Here is a 20,920-nt window from a genome sequence, read left to right as displayed (position 1 = left end):
TCCGACCGTGTTGACCTTGTCAAACGATGATAAGATGCAAAGGAGCAAAAAACTCACAAAACGGGTTTTTTGCTTTTTTATCTGAAATCTTAAAAATATATTAAAAATCTTAAAAAAATCTCAACAAAAAGATTGCATTTCTTTTCGCATTCGTATACGATATATTCTGTCAAACAATAAACTATGCCAAAGGCTGGAATATTGTTGCAAAGAAAACACACAATTTAAGCAAGGAGAATAACAATGGAGAAACTATTCAAACTGAAACAGAACAACACCAACGTACCTACGGAAGTTGTGGCCGGACTTACTACATTTTTTGCAATGGCGTATATTCTGTTCGTCAACCCGGCAATGCTTTCACAAACAGGCATTCCTTATGGCGCGGTATTTCTCGCAACCATCTTCGCTTCCGCTGCAGGTACTCTCGTTATGGCGCTTTTCGCCAACGTTCCTTATGCGCAGGCACCGGGAATGGGGCTTAACGCATTCTTTACCTATACCGTATGCTTCGGTCTGGGCTTCACATGGCAGCAAGCTCTCGCCATGGTATTTATCTGCGGTATCATTAATGTTATCATTACGGTTACCAAGATCCGTAAATCTATCATTAAAGCAATTCCTGTAAGTCTTCAGCACGCTATCGGCGGCGGTATCGGTATTTTCATCGCTTACATAGGAATTAAAAATGCCGGATTGCTGAGCTTTACCTCCGATCCTGGCAAAAATGTCGTTTTAGATAGCGGAACGGTCATTGCAGACTCCAGTATCGTTCCTGCTTTGGCAACCTTCAATACTCTTCCGATACTCCTTTCCTTGATTTCACTTATTTTAATGGTAGTACTCGTTATCAAGAAGGTTCCGGGAGCTATTTTTGTAAGTATCATTCTTTCCACTATAATCGGTGTGGTTATGGGAATCGTAGATTTAGGCCAGGTCGGCATCGCTTCCAACCTTGGAACTTCATTCTCAGAGCTTGGGACAACCTTTGGCGCTGCTTTCGGTGCAGAAGGAATGTTATCTCTTTTTTCGGATATCACGAAGCTTCCGCTGGTTCTCATGACGATTTTCGCATTCAGCCTTTCTGATACCTTTGATACGATAGGAACATTCATCGGTACGGGACGCCGTACAGGTATTTTCAGCGAGAAAGATCAGGCGGAAATGGACAGTTCCAGCGGCTTTAAGTCCAAAATGGATCGTGCATTGTTCGCAGACTCCATCGCTACTTCTATCGGCGCAGTTTTCGGTACCTCCAACACTACCACCTATGTGGAAAGTGCAGCGGGCATCGGTGCGGGAGGACGTACAGGTCTTACCGCTCTCGTAACGGCAATCATGTTCTTGCTCAGCATTTTCTTGGCTCCTGTTGTCGGCATCGTTCCCACTCAGGCTACTGCACCTGCCCTCATTATGGTCGGCGTTATGATGCTTTCCTCTTTTGCAAGCATCAAATGGGATGATCTGGCCGAAGCGGTTCCTGCGTTCTTCGCTGGCATCTTCATGGCTTTATGCTACAGCATTTCCTATGGTATTGCAACGGGCTTCATCTTCTATTGTATCGTAAAATGTCTGCGCGGCGAGGCTAAAAGCATTCATCCGATCCTTTGGGTGAGCACGGCGCTGTTCGTTTTGAACTTTGTAATACTTGCAATTATATAAAAGCTTGTAATAAAGATATAAATAAAATTTCAACAACGGGCAATTCTCAAAATGTGTTGTTCGTTGTTGAATAAAAAATCTCCGAACCGATATGCTCATATCAGTCCGGAGATTTTTAGATTATATTATAAATTTTAACTGTTTTCAAATTACCTTTTTGCCAGCTCTTCTGTAATTTCTTCCCAGGTCACTCCCTTTTCCGCCATCAGAACCATCATATGGTAGAGAAAATCTGAAATCTCATATTTGATTTCATTAGGATTGGGATTCTTGGAAGCTATGACTATTTCTGTGGCCTCTTCTCCCAGCTTCTTCAGTATCTTGTCGATTCCCTTCTCGAACAGATAATTGGTATAAGAACCTTCCTTCGGGTGAACCTTTCTGTCCATAATGACGTTCATAACAGCTTCAAACACTTTAAGAGGATTGGTTTCGTTATATTCCTTCTTCAATATCTCATTGAAAAAACAGGAATAACTTCCGGTATGACAGGCCGCTCCGATTTGAGAAACCTTTGCGAGAATCGTGTCCATATCGCAGTCAGCAGTCAGAGATTTGACATACTGGTAATGACCGCTTGTATCACCCTTTACCCACAACTCGTTCCTGCTGCGGCTGTAATAGGTCATCTTGCCGGTATGAACAGTAGCGTTATATGCTTCTTCATTCATATAAGCCACCATAAGAATTTGATCGGTCTTATAATCCTGAACAACAACGGTTATATGCCCGTCAGAATTCAACTTGAAATCAGACCACTGAAATGCTGCTTCTAAGACATTCACGCGAATCCCGTTACCTTGACAGAGGGATTTGATCGCGGGAAGCTCCTTGGCATTCTCGTTGATGGCATGGCCGGTAATACCGCATATTGAAGGCACAGAAAGGATCTCGATCAGCTTATCCAAGGAAACCTCAGGCAGGGATACGAGAATTTTTGTCGTCCCATCCCACTTTTGGACACTTTCCCTTATGGAGCTTTCCTTCAAAAGAATCAGCTCATCCACATAGTTTTCGATGGTTTCCTTGTTTCGAAGAAGTTCCTGTGTATCAATAAAGCACGCAGCAATTTTTTCTTTGCCGAATTTTAAGGATACTTCCTGCGTGATTTCAATATTTTCAGGCTTGGAATAATTTAAGGCTGCCTTCTTACAACCGGCATAAAGCAGCTTTTTAATATCCTCCATCCGGTGGATATTGCCCGCTCCCGTTACCGGCATCTCCGTATTCAGACATATTTCCTTTATAATATCCAGAGCTTCGTCATGTTCTGCATCCCCCTTCGACATATCGAAAACCAAAAGCTCGTCCGCATTGTTATCTCTATAAAACTTGGCAAGCTTCACCGGATTGGTGTCAAGAATCGTAATATCAGACAGATTTTTGACCGCATTGCCTTTATATAAATAAATGCAGGGAACTAATTTTTTATAATTGTCGCTCATGTATATGCTCCTTTTTTACTACAGACTGCCCTTAGTACTCAGTACATCCGTAATTCTTTCGTCTTTCATTACCGCCTCATCCAGGGCCTTGGCAAAGGATTTGAACATCGCTTCTATCATATGATGATTATTCTCACCCGACAGCATTTTTATGTGAAGATTCATTCCGGCAGAATAAGAAACTGCATAAAAAAACTCTTTTACCAGCTCTGTGGCCAGCCCTCCAACCATTTCAGCGGTAAATGTACAGTCGAAGTCAAAGTATGGTCGACCGCATAAGTCAATAGAACAAAGCGCCAGCGCGTCGTCCATAGGAAGGATAAAATAGCCGTAGCGCTTGATTCCAACCTTATCGCCCAGAGCATTCTTTATCGCCTGCCCTAAAACGATTCCGGTGTCTTCTACGGTGTGGTGTCCGTCTACGTTCAAATCTCCCGTTACCTTTACTTTCAAATCAAAAAAACCGTGCTTCGAAAAACCCTCAAGCATATGGTCAAAAAAACCGATTCCCGTATGGATTTCGCCTTTTCCTGTACCATCGAGGTTCAGGATGACTGAAATATCGGTTTCTTTCGTTTTACGTTCTACCGTCGTGCTTCTTGCCATAGTATTCGCCCCCGTTTCTTTTTTCTTCATTATTGTTCAAATCTTACTTTAATCGAGTTCGCGTGAGCAGTCAAGCCCTCACTTTCGGCAAACAGTTCGATATCCTCATGAACCTTTGAAAGCGCTTCCTTCGAATAAGAAATGATACTGGTTTTCTTCGTGAAGTCGTCTACGTTAAGAGGTGAGAAAAACTTTGCCGTACCGCTTGTGGGTAATATATGGTTTGGCCCCGCATAATAATCTCCCAAAGGCTCGGAGGAATATTCTCCAAGGAAAATTGCTCCCGCATTATTTATTTTAGTCATGATTTCGTAGGGATTCGCCGTTAAAATTTCCAAATGTTCCGAAGCGATTTCGTTAGCCGCGCCGATGGCATCCTCCATGGTATCCGCAAGAAGAATATAGCCGTAATTATCCAGCGATTTTTTGATGATTTCCGTTCTGGATAATTCCTCTGCCAACCGGTCAGCCTGTGCAGATACTTCCTTTGCCAGAGCTTCGTTCGTGGTAATAAGTATGGCGCTTGCCATTTCGTCGTGCTCCGCCTGCGACAATAAATCGGAGGCAACATAGAGCGGATTCGCCGTCTCATCCGCAATAATGAGAATTTCACTGGGGCCTGCTATAGAGTCTATGCTCACATAGCCAAAGCAGGCTTTTTTGGCGAGAGCCACATAAATATTACCGGGGCCGGTAATCTTATCCACCTTGGGAATAGAGTCGGTACCAAAGGCCATGGCTGCAATCGCCTGCGCTCCTCCTGCTTTATATATTTCATCCACGCCTGCGATATCTGCCGCGACCAAAGTCCCGGCGTATACCTTACCTTCTGCATCCGGAGGCGTTGTCATGATGATTCTCTTAACGCCCGCCACCTTGGCAGGAATGACGTTCATCAGTACACTGGAGGGATAAGCGGCCTTGCCGCCGGGCACGTATACCCCGGAAAATTCGATGGGGGTTATTTTCTGCCCGAGCATTGTACCATCCTCATTCATGTCGATCCAGCTGTTGTGAAGCTGCTTCTCGTGAAAAACACGAATGTTGTCCGCTGCCCTTTTCATTACCTCCACCAGCTTTTCATCCACTTTCTGATAGGCTTCTTTAATCTCCTCTTTCGTCACTCTTATATTGGAAGCGTCGATTTCACATTTATCAAAGCGTTTCGTGTATTCGAATACTGCTTCGTCTCCTCTTTCCCGAACGCTTGAGACAATGCCGGAGACTGCCGATTCGAACTGTCCGTAATTATTGGGACTGCGCTTTAACAATGTATTCAATAAATCTTTTTTTGATTCAGAGGTTAGCTTTAAAATTTTCATGTCTATAACCACATCCTTTCGATTCACCATATAAACGCTCGGAAACAGATTTAAACTGCCGAAATGTATGCCTTCAAATCGTTTATTAACTTCTTGATCCGCTCTGTCTCCATCTGCATGCTCACCTGATTGACAATCATTCTTGCGGAAAGCGGACAAATTTCCTCAAGAACCTGAAGCCCGTTCTCATCCAGCGTGGATCCGGTTTCTACAATGTCCACGATGACATCCGACAGCTTCACTATAGGGCCTAATTCCACCGAGCCGTTCAGCTTGATGATATCTACGGTCTGATGCTTTTTATTATAAAAATAGTCCTTGGCAATATTCGGATACTTACTGGCTACGCGGATTCTCTCGTGATGCTGAAGAAGCTCTTTTGCGCCGGCCGGCCCGCATACGCACATCCGGCACTTTCCAAAGCCCAGATCCAGAACTTCGTAAACACGTCTGTTTTCCTCCATGATGGTATCTTTTCCAACTACACCGATGTCTGCAGCACCGTACTCCACATAAGTGGGCACATCCGGTCCTTTGGAGAGAAAAAAGCGAAGCTTTAACTCCTCGTTGGCAAAAACAAGCTTTCTCGAATTCTTGTCCTTCATCTCCTCACAGGTAATTCCGATTTCTTCAAGCAGCTCTAACGTTTTATTTGCAAGTCTGCCCTTCCCCAAAGCGAAGGTCAAATATCTATCCTCTTTACTCATAGCACAACCTCCTCTTTCGTTTTCTGGGGACAAAGGACAGCCTTTTTCCCTTCTTTTCGAAGTTTTCCGGCCGCTTTCAGCGCTTCCTTGTAATTTTCGGAGGTATATTCTATAAGTTCGGCCCTTTGAGGAGTATGGACGCTTATATTCTGCCTGCTTAAAGCGGACATCAAATCATCGATAACGATCATAAAGCCGATAGCCGGCGCTTCTTTTCCGAAGCGTCCAAGGAGGGTATCGTATCTCCCGCCTGTCACGATGGCGTCTCCTACTCCGTAGGTATATGCCTTGAAGATTACTCCTGTATAATAATTATATCTGCTGAGCATGCCGAGATCAAAGGAGACATATTTCTCCACGCCGTATAAGCAAAGGGCCTCATACAGCCGCTCAAGGCGCTCAACGGCTGAAAGGGAGCAGCTGTTATGTACAAAAGATTTCGCCTGCGCAAGCGCATCCATAGAGCCGAACAAGTCCGTGACCTTTAAAAGGACTTCACGAAATTCAGGCTTAATATTTCGGTCTATCAAAAGCTCCTCCGCACCAAAGTAATTTTTGCCGGAAATGTATTCCCTAAGCTCAAGCTCCGTATCTTCATCCAATCCGGCTTCCATGCAGATTCCTTTGAAGTATTCTACATTTCCGATGCTTAGTTGGAAATCACGGATCCCCGTATCTAAGAGGGTCTCTATTATTAAGGCGGCCAACTCTGCATCTGCTTCCACTGAGGCGTCTCCGATGAGTTCCGCCCCCATCTGGGTTACCTCTTTAAGCTTGCCTTGCAGGCTGTTCGTATTTGTAAAGGTATTACCTGCATAGCAAAAACGAATGGGCACATTCTCATCCATAAAATACTTCGCAGCACAGCGCGCTATGGATGGAGTGAAATCCGGACGCAGAACGAGAGTCTCTCCTTCTTTATCGAAAAACTTATATAGTTCTCTGGAAGGCGTGGTACCAACCTCCTTGGAGAATACATCAAAAAATTCGAAGGTAGGCGTCTGGATATCTTCGTAGCCATAGCATCTTATCTTATCCAGAATCCATGTTTCCACCATCAGTTTTTTCGCATATTCTTCTCCGTATATGTCCCTGACCCCTTCCGGAGTATGTAACAGCTTTTTGTCCATAAACAGGCATTTCCTTTCCAATTTTGCTTTATCAAATTAAAGTGGTAATTAGGTAGCATACAAAACTATTGGTAGTATACCGTAAAACTATTGCCTTGTCAATGAAATGATGATTTCTACTCTCTATCCTCCAAATCCTTCTGAAGCATATCCAGATAAGGTACGAAGATGCCGTTCTTTTTCGGAAGTATATATTCGGGGTTGAGCTCCTCGAAGCGGAAGCTCTTTCTTCCGCCGCAAACCGCTCTTTCCCAGAAAAAGTTCAGCATTTCATAGGGAAGGTAATAGTAAAGATCCTTATGTGTGTAATAAATGATAAAAAAAGCGATGCCTCCCTGCTTCTCGAACTGCTTCATAAACTCCACCTGATGCTCATGTATGTTCTGAAGCGTGAAGGTATCCGCCGCACATTCCTTAGCGTCGAAGCATACGGGAATGCCCTGCACTACTCCGATATAATCCACCGTACTCTTCTGCTCGAAATAAGCGAGCGTAATATGCCGGCTTTCCTTATCGATAGCTATAGGAGTTATAGGGGTCGGAATTTTCTGAATCAGCGCCAGCCCGCTTTCCAAGTATCTTTCATTTGTTAAGTTGATCAGGTCCTCCAAAGTAGACCCTCTTAATCCTCTCGAATTCCATGTTCCCATCTCTACTCATGCTCCAAAGTCATCATATCTATTATTTATGTCCATTCCCCTCCAAGGTATAAAATACTTGGGGTGCTCTCGCTGTAAATATCCGCTTGCTGAGTTCGCTGAATTCTCCGTCCAGCTCAGGGAATTCCAGACGATATGCGTGGAGGAGCTGGCTCTTAATCTTATATTTTTTCTTATAACTGTCGTTGAAGTTCTTGTCTCCATATTTATAATCCCCCAAAAGAGGATGTCCTACACTGGCAAGATGAGCTCTGATCTGATGGGTTTTCCCTGTAATCAGTTCTACCTCTAACAGGGTCTTATCCTCGAAAATCTTAAGGGGTTCATATTTCGTTTTAATATAAGAAGATTTATCCTGAACGGGACTGGGACTTATTCTTACCGTATTTCGCTTCTCATCCTTGACCAAATAGCCTTCGATAAGAGAAGGCTCCGTTACTTTCCCCTTTACGTAAAGTCTATAAAATTTATGCAGGTCCCTGTTCTTTAACAGCTCACTCATCTTCTGGCTTCCGGGAAGCGTCTTCCCGCAGATTACCATGCCGCTGGTATTACGATCCAAACGATTGCATACTGAGGGTTTAAAGGTACGAAGTTCCTCCCTCCTAAGTTGTCCGTGATGAAGCATATATCCGATGAACCATTCGTTTAAGGATAAATCGACCGCCGCGGCTTTCTGGGTCAGTATTCCCTCCGGCTTATTGACAATCAGTATATGGTGATTGTCATAAATAATTTCAAGCTCCTTGTATTTATCGTATGCTGCTTTATATTCCGCCACTTCCTTATCAGAGAGCTCTTCTGAGAGCTGCGAAGGAATTCCTGACATCTTATTTAAGGTTTCCTCCGAGAGGAAGAAACGGATTTCGTCGCCAATTTCCAGTTTCTCGCCTCCGGATGCCTTTTTGCCGTTTAAAATAATATTTTTCTTACGCAGCATTTTATAAATAAAGCTTCCTTGCGCTTCCTTCAGATATTTATGCAAATATTTATCAAGACGTTGCCCGGCCTCGTTTTCCTTTATTAATACCTGCTTCATAACTATACTCCATGTATCTTAATATTGAACGTCTATGCTAAATCAGTCTTAATTCTGTTTATTTAAGCATGGAATTACTTTAGCAGATTCGTTATCCCTAACAGCCATGAATGAGGCATTATTTTTGAAAGGGCGTGAAATGTCTTTATAGGAAAGCTGCATACGGACAGCGCTTTTTTGTCATAGGAATCTAAAAGCGCCTTTTTTACAACCTTCTGCGAGCTGACCATTGTCCATTTTTTAATAGCCAGTGTAGAACCTGATTTTTCAGCAATATCAAAAAATTCCGTTTCCACCGGTCCCGGGCATACTGCCGTAACCCATATTTTTTTATACTTCAGCTCCTCTCTGAGGGCTCTGGAAAAACTAAGGACATAAGCTTTGCTGGCTGCATAAATAGCAAAATTCTTTTGAGGAAGGAATCCGGCACTTGATGCCATTTGGATAATTCGGCTGTTCTTTCTCATATATGGGATACAATAGTATGTCAGCTCCGTTAGCGCTTCACAGTTCACGGACAGCATCGCCAGCTGCTCGTCAATATCCAACGCTTCAAAGGGGCCCAGCAAACCGAAACCTGCGCTGTTAATGAGCATTCTGACTGTAACATCCTCAATTTCCAGAATCTTCTTAAAAGCTCGCATATCGTTTTTATCCGATACGTCCATGGGGATTATTTTTGTGGGAATATCAAGCAGCCGAGCCAGTTCCGTAAGGCGATCCTTCCGTCTCGCGATCAGCCAGAGTTCGTCCGTACTATGCAGGATTCCGTCCAGCTGCATAGCGAACTCCTGTCCCATTCCTGAAGATGCTCCCGTAATAATTACAATATTTTTTTTACCCATAAATACACCCCTTCTATTAGTTATTAACGCTTAACAAATACACTTCTCTTATTTTTTCTTGTGAACATTTCTGATCGTTGATTTCTTCTTCACGTTTTTGGCTGTAGTACTCCCCGGATTCGGATTACTGTTTTTTTCATGCCCCTTAAGGGTGTTATTCTTACGTTTATATGCGCCGCTTTTACCTGCCGGTGAATAAAGGTTTCCTTTTTCCTGCATCGTCTGTCTCGGGCGAATCAGGCATTTCTTATCGAAGCCGATCAAATCCTCTCTTCCGGCGGCAAGTAATGCTTCTCTCACGAGATCGTAATTTTTCGGATTACGGTATTGAATCAAAGCCCTCTGCATCGCCTTTTCATGGGGATTCTTGCAAACATAAACAATTTTTCCGTTGCGCGGGTCGATGCCCGTATAATACATGACGGTAGAGACGGTAGAGGGTGTTGGATAGAAATCCTGAACCTGCTCGGGCATATATCCCAGATCTCTCAAGTATTCCGCCAGCTCTACCGCTTCTTTCAGCGTAGAGCCCGGGTGGGAGGACATCAGATAGGGCACTAGAAACTGTTTTTTCCCCAGCCGTTCGTTAATCTTGTTGTATTTCTTCACAAAACGTTCGTATACTGCATTTTCCGGTTTTCCCATCTTGCTTAAGACTGCGTCGGAAATATGCTCCGGAGCCACCTTGAGCTGACCGCTGACATGATGCTCCACCAATTCCGTAAAAAAGGAATCGTCGCTGTCCGCCATCAGGTAATCGAAGCGTATGCCGGAGCGTATAAATACCTTTTTCATACCGGGTATTTTTCGAAGATTCCGCAGAAGATCAAGATAATCGCTGTGGTCTACCGTAAGGTTCTTACAGGGAGAAGGAAATAGGCATTGCTTTGTCTTGCATACACCGTGTATGAGCTGCTTTTCGCAGGAAGGATGCCTGAAATTGGCGGTCGGACCGCCTACATCATGGATGTATCCCTTGAAATCGGGCTCCTTTGCAAGCTCCTGTGCTTCCTTTACTATGGACTCATGGCTCCTCGCCTGAACGGTCCTCCCCTGATGAAAGGTAAGCGCACAGAAATTGCAGCCCCCAAAGCAGCCTCTATTGCTGATCAGGGAAAATTTTATCTCGGCAATTGCCGGCACACCGCCCTTTTCTTCGTAAGATGGATGATAAGTCCTTTGATAGGGCAAATCATAAACGTAGTCCATCTCCTCCTTGGTAAGAGGCTTTGCCGGAGGGTTCTGCACTACATATATGCCGTTTGGGTATCCTTCTATTAAGAACTTTCCCGTAAAGGGGTCAGTATTCTCATATTGGAGGGCAAAGCTGTCCGCATATTTCTTCTTGTCCGCTTTCATGGACTCGTAGGATGGAAGCTCTATTCCATCGTAAACTCCTGATATATCCTTTGTTTTATATACCGTTCCCTGAATAAAGGTAATGTCCTTTATATCGATTCCGCTGTTTAGGGCATCCGCGATTTCTACGATGGAATGTTCCCCCATACCGTAAGAAATCAAATCTGCCTGAGAATCTAGCAGAACGGAGCGCTTAAAGCTATCCGTCCAATAGTCATAATGGGCCAGCCTTCTCAAGCTGGCTTCGATTCCGCCGATAATAATGGGGACATCTTTATAAGTTCTGCGAATCAGATTGCCGTATACTGCAGTGGCATGATCCGGTCTTTTATAAGGCTCACCGCCTGGAGTATAGGCATCATTAGGCCGTCGTTTCTTAGATACATAATAATGGTTTACCATAGAATCCATGTTCCCTGCCGATATTAGGTAAGCCAGCCTCGGCTTCCCAAGTACTGTTATGCTTCTATTGTCCTTCCAATCAGGTTGGGCAATAATGCCTACGGAATAGCCGTTAGCCTCCAAAATACGGCCGATAACAGCGTGGCCGAAGGAAGGATGATCTACATAAGCATCTCCCGTCACATAGACGAAATCCAATTGTTCAATGCCCCGCTCTATTAAATCTTCTTTTGATATTGGTAAAAATCCGTTGGTCAAGTTCGTTCTCCTATCTACTACAATATATTTATGGTTAATATCCCTTACAGCCAGTAAGGAATTATCCATCTTGTTGCTTAAGCTGTTATAATGATGGAGCAATAGGTACATCGGCTTCCTTTCTTGGACTTCGCGTCCGTTGTTTAGACTGATGGCCAGCTCCTCATTTGCAGCATTCGTTTTATGCAGGTTGAACTGCCTCAGGCACGTTCGTGTCACACCACAGTAGATTGAATAGGTAATGAGTAAAACTGGTATCTATCCATTGCAATTATCTTAAGGAGTGACATATTTATGAACATGAACGCAGTAGGTATTGATGTTTCCAAGGGCAAGAGCATGATTGCCATTCTACGCCCTTATGGTGAGATAATCTACTCACCCTTTGAAATCCGCCACACCTCTGATGAAATCCGTTCCTTGATTGAACAGATTAAATCCATTGATGGTGATTCCCGTATTGTTATGGAGCACACTGGCCGTTATTACGAACCATTGGCTCGTGAGCTTTCCCATGCTAATCTGTTTGTAAGCGCTGTGAATCCCAAGCTCATTAAAGATTTTGGTGATAATTCTTTGCGCAAAGTCAAGTCTGATAAGGCGGATGCGGTTAAAATTGCCCGTTATGCTCTTGACAGTTGGACTGATTTGAAACAGTATAGTTTTATGGATGAAATAAGAAATCAACTTAAAACGATGAACCGCCAGTTCGGCTTCTACATGAAGCACAAAACTGCTATGAAGAACAACCTGATCGGCATCCTTGACCAGACCTATCCTGGTGTTAATACTTACTTTGACAGCCCTGCCCGTGATGATGGAAGCCAGAAGTGGGTTGATTTCGCCACTACATACTGGCATGCGGACTGTGTTCGTAAGCTGTCATTAAACGCTTTTATCGACCATTATCAAAAATGGTGTAAACGTAAAAAGTATAACTTCAGTAAGACAAAAGCGGAAGAAATCTATGGGGCAGCCAAGGAACTTGTTCCTGTACATCCAAAAGATGATTTAACCAAACTTATTGTTAAGCAAGCTATAGAGCAATTAAATACCGCTTCTAAAACGGTAGAGGAACTTCGCGCTCTGATGAACGAAACCGCTTCTAAACTGCCGGAATATCCCATTGTTATGGCTATGTGCGGCATTGGTCCGTCACTTGGCCCACAACTGATGGCCGAAATCGGCGATATCACACGTTTTACTCACAAGGGCTCCATTACTGCTTTTGCGGGCGTTGATCCCGGTGTGAATGAATCTGGTACTTATGAGCAAAAAAGTGTACCAACTTCAAAACGTGGTTCCTCGACCTTGCGCAAAACCCTATTTCAAGTCATGGACGTTCTGATAAAAACCAGACCACAGGATGATGCTGTCTATCGATTTCTGGACAAGAAACGTGCTCAGGGCAAGCCTTACTATGTGTACATGACAGCAGGTGCCAATAAGTTCCTGCGCATCTACTATGGAAGAGTAAAAGAATATTTAGCATCTCTCCCACAATAATTATCACACTCTTTCCTTTTTAGACCAGCGTATAGCGGTGGTCTATTTGTGATGCTTAAAATCCTGCATATAAATTATTTCACAAATTCTTCAATTTCCTATTGACTTTTTATTTGCAGGCTAAACATCTATCCTGAAGCCTTTAATAAAAGGAGGTAAGATTCGTATAGTCTTCAATATAATAATCAGCCAGCTCTTTTTTCTCCGCCCTTATCCCTTCGGAGTAGGTATCCTCTACGGCGCATACCTTCATTCCTGCCGCTTTACCCGCCAAGATTCCCGGAATAATGTCCTCGAATACGAGGCAACGAGAAGGATCCACCTTAAGAGCGTCCGCTACTGCCAGATAAATATCGGGGGCAGGCTTTCCTTTTTCTACGTCACAACCGGTCATAATGCAGTCGAAGTAGTTCTCCAACCCGTGTACGGCGGCTACGTTCATAGCCAGCTCTCTGGAATTGCTGGTTGCTATTCCTAATTTAATATTATTGGCCTTACAATAGGACAGAAAGGAATCCGCACCGTCTTTCAGAGGAACCTCGCAGCTATATTTATTCCATGCCATTTCATTCCAGTCATCTTTTATTTTTTGAACCGGATCAGGAATTTGAAAACGCTCCTTGAAAAAATAAGCGGTTTCACTAAAGCTCTTTCCTTCTATTTCATATTGCAGGTTATCGGGAAGTGCTATTCCAAATCGTCCCAAATACTCGATATCAATCTGCTCCCATATCCACATGGAGTCCACCAGTGAACCGTCCAAGTCGAAAATAACCGCATCTATATCCTTTAACATCATACTTCCTTTCCTTTACAACCGCGCTCTTCTTCAAATATGTTCTTACAAATTAAAGACTGAATTCATCCATTTATTTATCATAATATCATACCATATCTCAGGCAAATGCGCACGTGATACTTTTGCTGATTGCTGCTATGGATCCTGGCAATAAATAATAAAAAGGGCGGGGAATTAACCCCGCCCAAGCCACTTCAAAAGTTTATGATTTATAGAATAAAGAAACCGACCGCTGCGATGATGTAAACGGATATGAGCTTCAAGCCCTCCATCCAGTCTGTTCTTCCAGCCTTTACAATATGATTTACGATAAATACGCTGGCTGCAAACAAGAAGATTTCTTCTATCTTAAAGATAATGCTCATCGGTGTATCCGCTATGAAAAGGCTCATGATTACGGAAATCGGAATTACGAACAAAACTATCTGCAAACTGGAGCCTACTGCAATTTCTATAGAAATATCCATTTTGTTCTTCAATGCCATGATGATTGCGGTACTGTGCTCTGCCGCATTACCTACGATAGGAATCAGGATAATTCCGACAAACATCTCTGAAATACCGACTGCCGCCGTCATCGGCTCGATGCTGGAAACCAGGAGTTCGGATTCGATTGCAATTAAAATAGTAGCTATTGCAAGAACGGTAATACTGATCGGAAGACTCCACTCCGCCTCTTCATCCTCTTCCATACCCTCATATAGGTCATTCTGGCCTTTAAAGGAGTATACAACTCCTACTACATAGGTGCAAAGCATGATGACACTTGTAATAATACTAAAGTTCTCATACTTGGAAACGATGATGTTCTCGGATAGATCCGACATAAAAACCGCCGGCATAGCAAGCGCTACCACTGCAAAAAGCAACATGGTCGCCGTAGAACGACCTACCTTCGCATCGTATTTCAATACCTTGTGTTTAAGTCCGCCGGCTAAGATGCTGCAGCCCAAAACCAACAATATGTTTCCCAATACGGAGCCTGCCAAAGTAGCCTTTACCACTTCATACAATCCTGCACGGATTGAAAAGAAACTGATGATAAGCTCTGTGGCATTACCGAAGGTTGCATTTAAAAAACCGCCGGCCTTAGGACCTGTATAAACCGCGATTGACTCGGTAGCATTTCCCAAATAGCCCGCTAAAGGAATAATGGAAATACAAGTTAAAATGAACATAACTGTTGCGCTCCAGTTCATAAAATATCCTATAAAGGACAACGGAACGCAGATTAACAAAAATCTTAGATACTTCATACTTTTCGACCTCGCCTTACCTAATTTTTTTTAACTATGATGACTGCAATTAAGCGGTAAGGAAAATCTCATCCTTATCTCATTGCCAACGCGATAAATTATAACCTTGAAAAAAGATAAAATCAACAATATAAATTAAAATTAGCAAATTTTTAACACCAAATTTGTCTATTCTACCTTTTTCGACATTCAGGCACATTTGTAAACCGTATAAGTATATGATTTATCTTTCTTTTTTGATATCCCATTTGTAAGATATGTGTAAATACTTCATTTGATATCCTATAGCATATCCTGTCCTACGATTTTTTTCAGAACAAAATCTTATTATAGAAAAAACGGAATGAATTAACATTCCGCTTTTTCGCATTCACAAGGTTTTACAGTAATAGATTTAATTTTCTGGTTTGTCATATAACCGCAGGTAATAAGTCCTGCCTGAATGACCGAGTTCCATTTTTTCGCTGAAAGATGGTAGGTCGTATCGTCTTCTAACACCACTACGCAGGCATCCTCCATGGAGCAATGCTCCGAATATGATACCCTGTACATATTCTTCCGGCTGATCGCTCCGATTTCTTCCAGGATATTTACCATCCGATAAACGGTAGCAGTACCTATCTGGTTATCGATTTTTGCCGCCTTGTAGAAAATATCCTTGCAGCTTGAGCACTCGTTTTCCAAAATAATATCGATTAAAGTAAGTCGTTGTTTTGTAATTCTGCATCCTCTTTCCCGCAGGCTGTCAATAATCATCTCACGTTGCATCCGCGTCCTATGATAGCTTCTGGAATCAGGGATTTTTCTTTTTTCAGGATTGTTTCTGTCAACTGTCACTTACGTACCTCCATCTTTACTGCCCGCAATGGCCTCCGCAATGTTTACAGTCCGCACCGCATTGTATTGATTTGCCGTTCTTTTTATCGCGTATCATGCTCCCTATGGCGATGGCCGCCAAGCCGAGCACAATCGCGCCTACAATAATTGTTCCCATATATAGAACACTTCCTTTCTATAAATCTGAACCTCAAACGTAGGTACAAATTTTGTGAATAGGTTTTATTTTGCCTGAGCTAAGTTCTTCGTATTCAATTTAAGGGAGCTGCTTTCCTTATAAGGCCTGAACAGCAGATAAATAAACCCTATGAAGAACAGTAAGGCAACAACTGTTAATATACCGAAAGTACCAGTGGTTAAAAGCGTACCAAATTGGTAAACACACATAGCTACTACATACGCCAGGGAAGTCTGATATCCGATGGCGAACCAGAACCATTTCGTATTGTTCATTTCTCTCTTGATAGCTCCCATAGCTGCAAAGCAAGGTGCGCACAAAAGGTTGAACACGAGGAAGGAATATGCGGCTACTGCCGTCATGCTGCCTGCCAGAGTCCCCCAGATTTCCGTACCATCTTCAGCCACTTCCGCAAAGCCGAACAGAATACCAAAGGTTCCTACTACATTTTCTTTTGCGACCAGACCTGTAATCGCTGCAACTGTAGATTTCCAGTCACCCCAACCAAGAGGAATGAATATCCAGCTAATGGCATTTCCGATGCTTGCCAGGATACTATGGTCTATTTCCAAGTCCTCAAGCATTCTAAATTGTCCGTCTACCCAGCCAAAGAAGGTCGTAAACCATACTACGATAGTAGATAAAAGTATGATCGTTCCGGCTTTTTTGATAAAAGACCAGCCTCTCTCCCACATGCTTCTAAGTACATTTCCTACCGTAGGCATATGATAAGCAGGAAGCTCCATAACGAAAGGGGCAGGATCTCCTGCGAACATTTTGGTTTTCTTAAGGATGATGCCGGAGCAGATAATCGCAGCAATACCTACAAAGTAAGCGCTGGGAGCCACCCACCATGCCCCCTGAAACAAAGCACCTGCAATCAAGGCAATAATAGGAAGCTTCGCACCACAGGGAATGAATGTCGTGGTCATTATAGTCATTTTTCTGTCACGGTCGTTTTCTATCGTACGGGACGCCATAACGCCCGGAACGCCGCAGCCGGTTCCGATGAGCATAGGTATGAAAGACTTGCCGGAAAGTCCGAATTTGCGGAAAATTCTATCCATGATAAAAGCGACTCGCGCCATATATCCGCAAGCTTCCAAAAAGGCAAGAAAGATAAACAGCACTAACATCTGAGGTACAAAGCCGAGTACGGCACCCACACCGGCTACGATTCCGTCTAGAATCAGTCCCTGAAGCCAATCCGCACATCCTATCGCTGTTAGTGCAGAGTCAACAAGTACAGGGATTCCGGGGACTTCCAAGCCGAATAAGCTCCAACCTTCGCCGAATAATCCGTCATTCGCCCAATCGGTGGCCCATGTTCCTACCGTAGTAACGGACACATAATAAACAATAAACATTACCACAGCAAAAATAGGCAGGGCAAGGATACGATTCGTCACAATCCTGTCAATTTTATCAGAAATCGTCAGGCTGTCCTTTCTGCCCTTCGTATAGCACTCTCCGATGATGGATGAAATATAAACATATCTTTCATTGGTGATGATACTTTCCGTGTCGTCGTCAAGTATCTTCTCGATTTGCTCGATTTCCTTTGATACATCAGGTACCAGATTCATTTGGCTCCGTATTTTATCATCTTTTTCCAATAATTTTATAGCGAAGAAACGCTTTTGCTCTTTTGGAATATCACTCCCCAGCTTCTGCTCTATAGCTTCCAGAACGGTTTCCACCTCTGGTGCAAATTTGTGTACGGGTATAGCAATATTCTTCTGGTTCGCAACAGTCACAGCCTTCTGCGCCGCTTTTTCGATGCCGGTTCCCTTTAATGCGGAAATCTCTACCACATCGCAGCCAAGACTCTTGCTCAGCTTATCTATATGTATTCTATCGCCGTTTTTCTCTACGATATCCATCATATTTACGGCCATGATTACGGGAATCCCCAATTCCATAAGCTGTGTGGACAAATACAGGTTTCTTTCAATATTTGTTCCGTCTACAATATTGAGAATTGCATCCGGTCTTTCTCCGATCAGATAATTTCTTGCAACTACCTCTTCCAAAGTATAGGGAGAAAGAGAATAGATACCGGGAAGGTCCATAATGATAACATCCTTATGCCCTTTCAGTTTTCCTTCCTTTTTCTCTACCGTAACACCCGGCCAGTTTCCTACGAATTGATTGGAACCGGTCAGCGCATTAAATAATGTGGTTTTACCGCAGTTTGGATTACCTGCTAACGCAATCTTAATAGACATATTCTTCCTCTTTCTGCTTTACAGCAAATCATTATTCGTTTCGTTTAATATTTCTACCTCTCATTAGTCACCACTAACCTGTTAGTAAAAATTTATTCCACCGAAATCATCTCGGCATCAGCCTTACGCAAGGATAATTCATAGCCTCTCACCATAACCTCTACAGGGTCTCCAAGGGGAGCTACTTTTCTTACGAAAATATCCACGCCCTTCGTGATTCCCATATCCATGATACGCCTCTTTACGGGGCCTTCTCCCGTCAGCTTCATCACTTTTACCGTTTCGCCGCACGAAACATCCTTTAATGTCTTCATCGTTTCTCCTTCTCCCATCCTATTATTATGATATCTTAATTTACCATAATTTTAATCGCCATATCTTTGCCGATAGCAACTCTGGAATCCTTCACATTGACTATCATATTGCCGCCGATTTCAGATACTACGGTAACTATGCCGCCCGTTACAAAGCCGAGGTTTTCTAAAAATCTCCGAGTTTCTTCCTTGCCGCCGATTTTACGTATTACATTAGGTTCTCCTGCTTTTACCATTGTTAAGGGCATCGCTCATCCTTCTTTCTCGTTGTACTTTAAGTGATTTTGATAATTATTTTCATTACGTTCTTTCATAGTTAGTATATTCTAACTTAAAATGATTGTCAAGATTTTTATAAACACTTTTTATAATTTGCTGTTTTTGGTAACATATGCTATAATAATAGCAATTTGACAGGGGGGCCCGATATTTTATTTTCATCTTTTTTCATTGAATCTTATCAAAATTGAGGTAAAAATTATGCATATAAACGAATCAGCAGAAAACTATTTAGAAACTATTTTAATATTGAGCAAATCCCATCCAGTAGTACGTTCCGTGGACGTCGCCGAGGAACTGGGGTTCAAGAAGTCCAGCGTCAGTGTGGCGATGAAAAACCTGCGTGAAAAAGAATATATAACCGTATCCAAGGAAGGATTCATCCGGCTTACCACAGCGGGCCGGGAAATCGCCGATATAATATATGAACGCCACGAGCTGCTCTCCTCCTGGCTGGTGAAGCTTGGTGTGGATAAAAAGACCGCTGCCGACGACGCCTGTCGCATCGAGCATGTTATCAGTGCGGAAAGTTTTGAGGCAATCAAGAAGTATATTAAATAACCGCAGCATACGAACCACATAAAGTCATATAGGAACATAAAACAAAATAAAGGCCATAAGAAATCCGCACTCGCTTAAACGGGTGCGGATTTTCGTGTCCTGAAAATTATAAGTTAAAAAGCGTCGAAGCCAGGGTATACAGCGCTTGCTCCAAGTTCTTCCTCGATGCGCAGCAATTGATTATACTTTGCAACTCTTTCACTTCTGCTCGGTGCACCAGTCTTGATCTGGCAGGTGTTCAACGCTACAGCCAAATCAGCGATAGTCGTATCCTCTGTTTCTCCCGAACGATGGGAAGAAATTGCAGTATAGCCCGCCTTATGTGCCATTTTAATAGCTTCCAAGGTCTCCGATACGGAGCCGATTTGATTTAATTTAATAAGGATGGAGTTGCCACAGCCGAGGCCAATGCCTTTTTGGAGACGCTCGGTATTGGTCACGAACAAGTCGTCGCCTACCAACTGTACCTTATCTCCCAGTTCCTTGGTCATAATCTGCCAACCTTCCCAGTCCTCCTCGTCCAAACCATCTTCGATAGAATAGATAGGATATTTTTCGCAAAGCTCCTTCCAGTGAGCCACTAATTCTACGGAAGTAAACTTTTTGCCATTTTTGGGAAGTACATATTCCCCCTTTTTCTCACCCTTCCATTCGCTGGAAGCTGCGTCCATAGCCAGTACAAAATCTTTGCCCGGTTCGTAACCCGCCGCCTTTACTGCTTCCAGGATATACTCGATTGCTTCCTCATCGCTTGCGAGGTCGGGTGCGAATCCTCCTTCATCTCCCACGGAGGTAGCCAATCCCTTTTTCTTGAGCAATGACGCTAACGCATGGAATACCTCCGTACACTGGCGGAGTCCTTCTTTGAAGCTGCTTGCGCCTACGGGCATGATCATGAATTCCTGAACGTCTACAGTGTTCGCTGCATGTGCGCCGCCGTTTAAAATATTCATCATAGGCACCGGAAGTCTGTTGCTGTTAACACCGCCGAGGAAACGATAAAGCGGAATATCGAGTGCAATAGCTGCTGCTCTCGCACATGCAATAGAAACGGCCAGTATAGCGTTGGCTCCAAGCTTAGACTTATCATTCGTACCGTCCGCCTTTATCATTGCTGCATCTACTCCATAGATGTCAGAAGCATCCATCCCCTTTAAAGTATCATTAATTACCGTATTGATATTATGTACCGCCTTAAGAACGCCCTTTCCTCCAAAACGGTTCTTGTCTGCGTCGCGCAGCTCCAGCGCCTCAAACTCTCCGGTGGAAGCCCCACTGGGCGCTGCCCCTCTGCCCACGGTGCCGTCAAACAGATGAACCTCTGCTTCTACGGTGGGATTTCCTCTTGAGTCGATGATTTCGCGTCCGATTACTTTTTCAATTTCCAAATAATTCATACTTAATAACCATTCCTTTCCCTTGGAGGGATTCCCCCTTTTGCCTCTGCGACTATGCTTATAAGGTTTCAAATAATATAGATAAGGCAAAAGGAGTTGTCCATGATTTATTCGCAATTAGTTAGCGAGAA

Annotated in this window: 20 protein-coding genes; 3 read left to right on the top strand and 17 right to left on the bottom strand. The window is 43.3% G+C overall.

From position 1 onward, the window contains the following. Positions 1 to 243: 243 nt before the first annotated feature. Positions 244 to 1,662 carry an NCS2 family permease gene (locus tag V6984_RS11530; protein ID WP_342755784.1) on the top strand — a complete coding sequence of 473 codons (1,419 nt, stop codon included), beginning with the start codon at positions 244 to 246 and terminating at the stop codon, positions 1,660 to 1,662. A gap of 149 nt (positions 1,663 to 1,811) precedes the next feature. Here V6984_RS11530 and hisIE read toward each other — a convergent pair whose 3' ends face one another. The 9 genes from hisIE to V6984_RS11485 all read right to left on the bottom strand — a co-directional run bounded on the left by hisIE (position 1,812) and on the right by V6984_RS11485 (position 11,434). After that, positions 1,812 to 3,107, bottom strand: a complete 1,296-nt coding sequence (hisIE, locus tag V6984_RS11525; protein WP_342755783.1) for a bifunctional phosphoribosyl-AMP cyclohydrolase/phosphoribosyl-ATP diphosphatase HisIE — start codon at positions 3,105 to 3,107, stop codon at positions 1,812 to 1,814. Between the two features lie 18 nt (positions 3,108 to 3,125). Beyond that, positions 3,126 to 3,713: an imidazoleglycerol-phosphate dehydratase HisB gene (gene hisB / locus V6984_RS11520; protein ID WP_342759992.1), complete on the bottom strand. Its 588-nt coding sequence runs from the start codon at positions 3,711 to 3,713 to the stop codon at positions 3,126 to 3,128. 29 nt (positions 3,714 to 3,742) lie between these two features. Next, positions 3,743 to 5,035, bottom strand: a complete 1,293-nt coding sequence (gene hisD / locus V6984_RS11515) for a histidinol dehydrogenase (protein WP_342755782.1) — start codon at positions 5,033 to 5,035, stop codon at positions 3,743 to 3,745. Positions 5,036 to 5,085: 50 nt separating this feature from the next. After that, positions 5,086 to 5,742, bottom strand: coding sequence for an ATP phosphoribosyltransferase (gene hisG, locus V6984_RS11510; protein ID WP_342755781.1), 657 nt, complete (start codon positions 5,740 to 5,742; stop codon positions 5,086 to 5,088). Next, positions 5,739 to 6,872 carry an ATP phosphoribosyltransferase regulatory subunit gene (hisZ, locus tag V6984_RS11505; protein WP_342755780.1) on the bottom strand — a complete coding sequence of 378 codons (1,134 nt, stop codon included), beginning with the start codon at positions 6,870 to 6,872 and terminating at the stop codon, positions 5,739 to 5,741. The genes hisG and hisZ overlap by 4 nt, the downstream gene beginning before the upstream one ends. Before the next feature lie 116 nt (positions 6,873 to 6,988). After that, on the bottom strand, positions 6,989 to 7,522 hold the full coding sequence (locus V6984_RS11500; RefSeq protein ID WP_342755779.1) for a Holliday junction resolvase RecU: 534 nt from the start codon (positions 7,520 to 7,522) through the stop codon (positions 6,989 to 6,991). A gap of 31 nt (positions 7,523 to 7,553) precedes the next feature. Beyond that, positions 7,554 to 8,570: an RluA family pseudouridine synthase gene (locus V6984_RS11495; RefSeq protein WP_342755778.1), complete on the bottom strand. Its 1,017-nt coding sequence runs from the start codon at positions 8,568 to 8,570 to the stop codon at positions 7,554 to 7,556. 74 nt (positions 8,571 to 8,644) lie between these two features. After that, positions 8,645 to 9,415, bottom strand: coding sequence for an SDR family NAD(P)-dependent oxidoreductase (locus V6984_RS11490; RefSeq protein ID WP_342755777.1), 771 nt, complete (start codon positions 9,413 to 9,415; stop codon positions 8,645 to 8,647). Between the two features lie 48 nt (positions 9,416 to 9,463). Beyond that, positions 9,464 to 11,434: a YgiQ family radical SAM protein gene (locus tag V6984_RS11485; RefSeq protein WP_342759991.1), complete on the bottom strand. Its 1,971-nt coding sequence runs from the start codon at positions 11,432 to 11,434 to the stop codon at positions 9,464 to 9,466. Positions 11,435 to 11,734: 300 nt separating this feature from the next. Here V6984_RS11485 and V6984_RS11480 point away from each other — a divergent pair, with 300 nt between their 5' ends. After that, positions 11,735 to 12,940 (top strand): IS110 family transposase, encoded by a 1,206-nt coding sequence (locus V6984_RS11480; RefSeq protein WP_342759963.1) that lies wholly within the window; start codon positions 11,735 to 11,737, stop codon positions 12,938 to 12,940. 142 nt (positions 12,941 to 13,082) lie between these two features. Here V6984_RS11480 and V6984_RS11475 read toward each other — a convergent pair whose 3' ends face one another. The 7 genes from V6984_RS11475 to V6984_RS11445 all read right to left on the bottom strand — a co-directional run bounded on the left by V6984_RS11475 (position 13,083) and on the right by V6984_RS11445 (position 18,800). Further along, positions 13,083 to 13,736: an HAD family phosphatase gene (locus V6984_RS11475; protein ID WP_342759990.1), complete on the bottom strand. Its 654-nt coding sequence runs from the start codon at positions 13,734 to 13,736 to the stop codon at positions 13,083 to 13,085. Between the two features lie 212 nt (positions 13,737 to 13,948). After that, positions 13,949 to 14,995 (bottom strand): calcium/proton exchanger, encoded by a 1,047-nt coding sequence (gene cax, locus V6984_RS11470; protein ID WP_342755776.1) that lies wholly within the window; start codon positions 14,993 to 14,995, stop codon positions 13,949 to 13,951. A 348-nt stretch (positions 14,996 to 15,343) separates the two neighbouring features. Then, positions 15,344 to 15,763, bottom strand: coding sequence for a transcriptional repressor (locus V6984_RS11465; RefSeq protein WP_425324255.1), 420 nt, complete (start codon positions 15,761 to 15,763; stop codon positions 15,344 to 15,346). An 85-nt stretch (positions 15,764 to 15,848) separates the two neighbouring features. Further along, on the bottom strand, positions 15,849 to 15,989 hold the full coding sequence (locus tag V6984_RS11460; protein WP_342755774.1) for a FeoB-associated Cys-rich membrane protein: 141 nt from the start codon (positions 15,987 to 15,989) through the stop codon (positions 15,849 to 15,851). Positions 15,990 to 16,054: 65 nt separating this feature from the next. Then, positions 16,055 to 18,238 (bottom strand): ferrous iron transport protein B, encoded by a 2,184-nt coding sequence (gene feoB, locus V6984_RS11455; RefSeq protein WP_342755773.1) that lies wholly within the window; start codon positions 18,236 to 18,238, stop codon positions 16,055 to 16,057. A gap of 92 nt (positions 18,239 to 18,330) precedes the next feature. Then, the gene (locus tag V6984_RS11450) at positions 18,331 to 18,552 is read right to left on the bottom strand and encodes a ferrous iron transport protein A (protein WP_342755772.1); all 222 of its coding nucleotides are present in this window, start codon (positions 18,550 to 18,552) and stop codon (positions 18,331 to 18,333) included. 35 nt (positions 18,553 to 18,587) lie between these two features. Next, complete coding sequence (locus V6984_RS11445) at positions 18,588 to 18,800, bottom strand: FeoA family protein (RefSeq protein ID WP_031390062.1); 213 nt, start codon at positions 18,798 to 18,800, stop codon at positions 18,588 to 18,590. Between the two features lie 232 nt (positions 18,801 to 19,032). On the opposite strand from V6984_RS11445, the gene V6984_RS11440 reads away from it, so the two are divergent. Continuing rightward, positions 19,033 to 19,392, top strand: a complete 360-nt coding sequence (locus V6984_RS11440) for a metal-dependent transcriptional regulator (protein ID WP_342755771.1) — start codon at positions 19,033 to 19,035, stop codon at positions 19,390 to 19,392. 113 nt (positions 19,393 to 19,505) lie between these two features. Here the strand turns inward: V6984_RS11440 and eno are convergent, their stop codons facing one another. Beyond that, positions 19,506 to 20,789, bottom strand: coding sequence for a phosphopyruvate hydratase (gene eno, locus V6984_RS11435; RefSeq protein WP_342755770.1), 1,284 nt, complete (start codon positions 20,787 to 20,789; stop codon positions 19,506 to 19,508). Between the last annotated feature and the right edge of the window lie 131 nt (positions 20,790 to 20,920).

This window comes from Kineothrix sp. IPX-CK (genome assembly GCF_039134705.1).
Classification (GTDB): Bacteria; Bacillota; Clostridia; order Lachnospirales; family Lachnospiraceae; genus Kineothrix; species Kineothrix sedimenti.
The sequence above is the reverse complement of the archived record's forward strand: the minus strand, read 5'-3'. Positions and strand labels throughout refer to the sequence as shown.

Bases quoted from the DNA above. Each gene is read 5' to 3' on its own strand.
- V6984_RS11530 (WP_342755784.1), top strand. From the start codon at position 244: ATGGAGAAACTATTCAAACTGAAACAGAACAACACCAACGTACCTACG.
- hisIE (WP_342755783.1), bottom strand. From the start codon at position 3,107: ATGAGCGACAATTATAAAAAATTAGTTCCCTGCATTTATTTATATAAA.
- hisB (WP_342759992.1), bottom strand. From the start codon at position 3,713: ATGGCAAGAAGCACGACGGTAGAACGTAAAACGAAAGAAACCGATATT.
- hisD (WP_342755782.1), bottom strand. From the start codon at position 5,035: ATGAAAATTTTAAAGCTAACCTCTGAATCAAAAAAAGATTTATTGAAT.
- hisG (WP_342755781.1), bottom strand. From the start codon at position 5,742: ATGAGTAAAGAGGATAGATATTTGACCTTCGCTTTGGGGAAGGGCAGA.
- hisZ (WP_342755780.1), bottom strand. From the start codon at position 6,872: ATGGACAAAAAGCTGTTACATACTCCGGAAGGGGTCAGGGACATATAC.
- V6984_RS11500 (WP_342755779.1), bottom strand. From the start codon at position 7,522: ATGGGAACATGGAATTCGAGAGGATTAAGAGGGTCTACTTTGGAGGAC.
- V6984_RS11495 (WP_342755778.1), bottom strand. From the start codon at position 8,570: ATGAAGCAGGTATTAATAAAGGAAAACGAGGCCGGGCAACGTCTTGAT.
- V6984_RS11490 (WP_342755777.1), bottom strand. From the start codon at position 9,415: ATGGGTAAAAAAAATATTGTAATTATTACGGGAGCATCTTCAGGAATG.
- V6984_RS11480 (WP_342759963.1), top strand. From the start codon at position 11,735: ATGAACGCAGTAGGTATTGATGTTTCCAAGGGCAAGAGCATGATTGCC.
- V6984_RS11475 (WP_342759990.1), bottom strand. From the start codon at position 13,736: ATGTTAAAGGATATAGATGCGGTTATTTTCGACTTGGACGGTTCACTG.
- cax (WP_342755776.1), bottom strand. From the start codon at position 14,995: ATGAAGTATCTAAGATTTTTGTTAATCTGCGTTCCGTTGTCCTTTATA.
- V6984_RS11465 (WP_425324255.1), bottom strand. From the start codon at position 15,763: ATGCAACGTGAGATGATTATTGACAGCCTGCGGGAAAGAGGATGCAGA.
- V6984_RS11460 (WP_342755774.1), bottom strand. From the start codon at position 15,989: ATGGGAACAATTATTGTAGGCGCGATTGTGCTCGGCTTGGCGGCCATC.
- feoB (WP_342755773.1), bottom strand. From the start codon at position 18,238: ATGTCTATTAAGATTGCGTTAGCAGGTAATCCAAACTGCGGTAAAACC.
- V6984_RS11450 (WP_342755772.1), bottom strand. From the start codon at position 18,552: ATGAAGACATTAAAGGATGTTTCGTGCGGCGAAACGGTAAAAGTGATG.
- V6984_RS11445 (WP_031390062.1), bottom strand. From the start codon at position 18,800: ATGCCCTTAACAATGGTAAAAGCAGGAGAACCTAATGTAATACGTAAA.
- V6984_RS11440 (WP_342755771.1), top strand. From the start codon at position 19,033: ATGCATATAAACGAATCAGCAGAAAACTATTTAGAAACTATTTTAATA.
- eno (WP_342755770.1), bottom strand. From the start codon at position 20,789: ATGAATTATTTGGAAATTGAAAAAGTAATCGGACGCGAAATCATCGAC.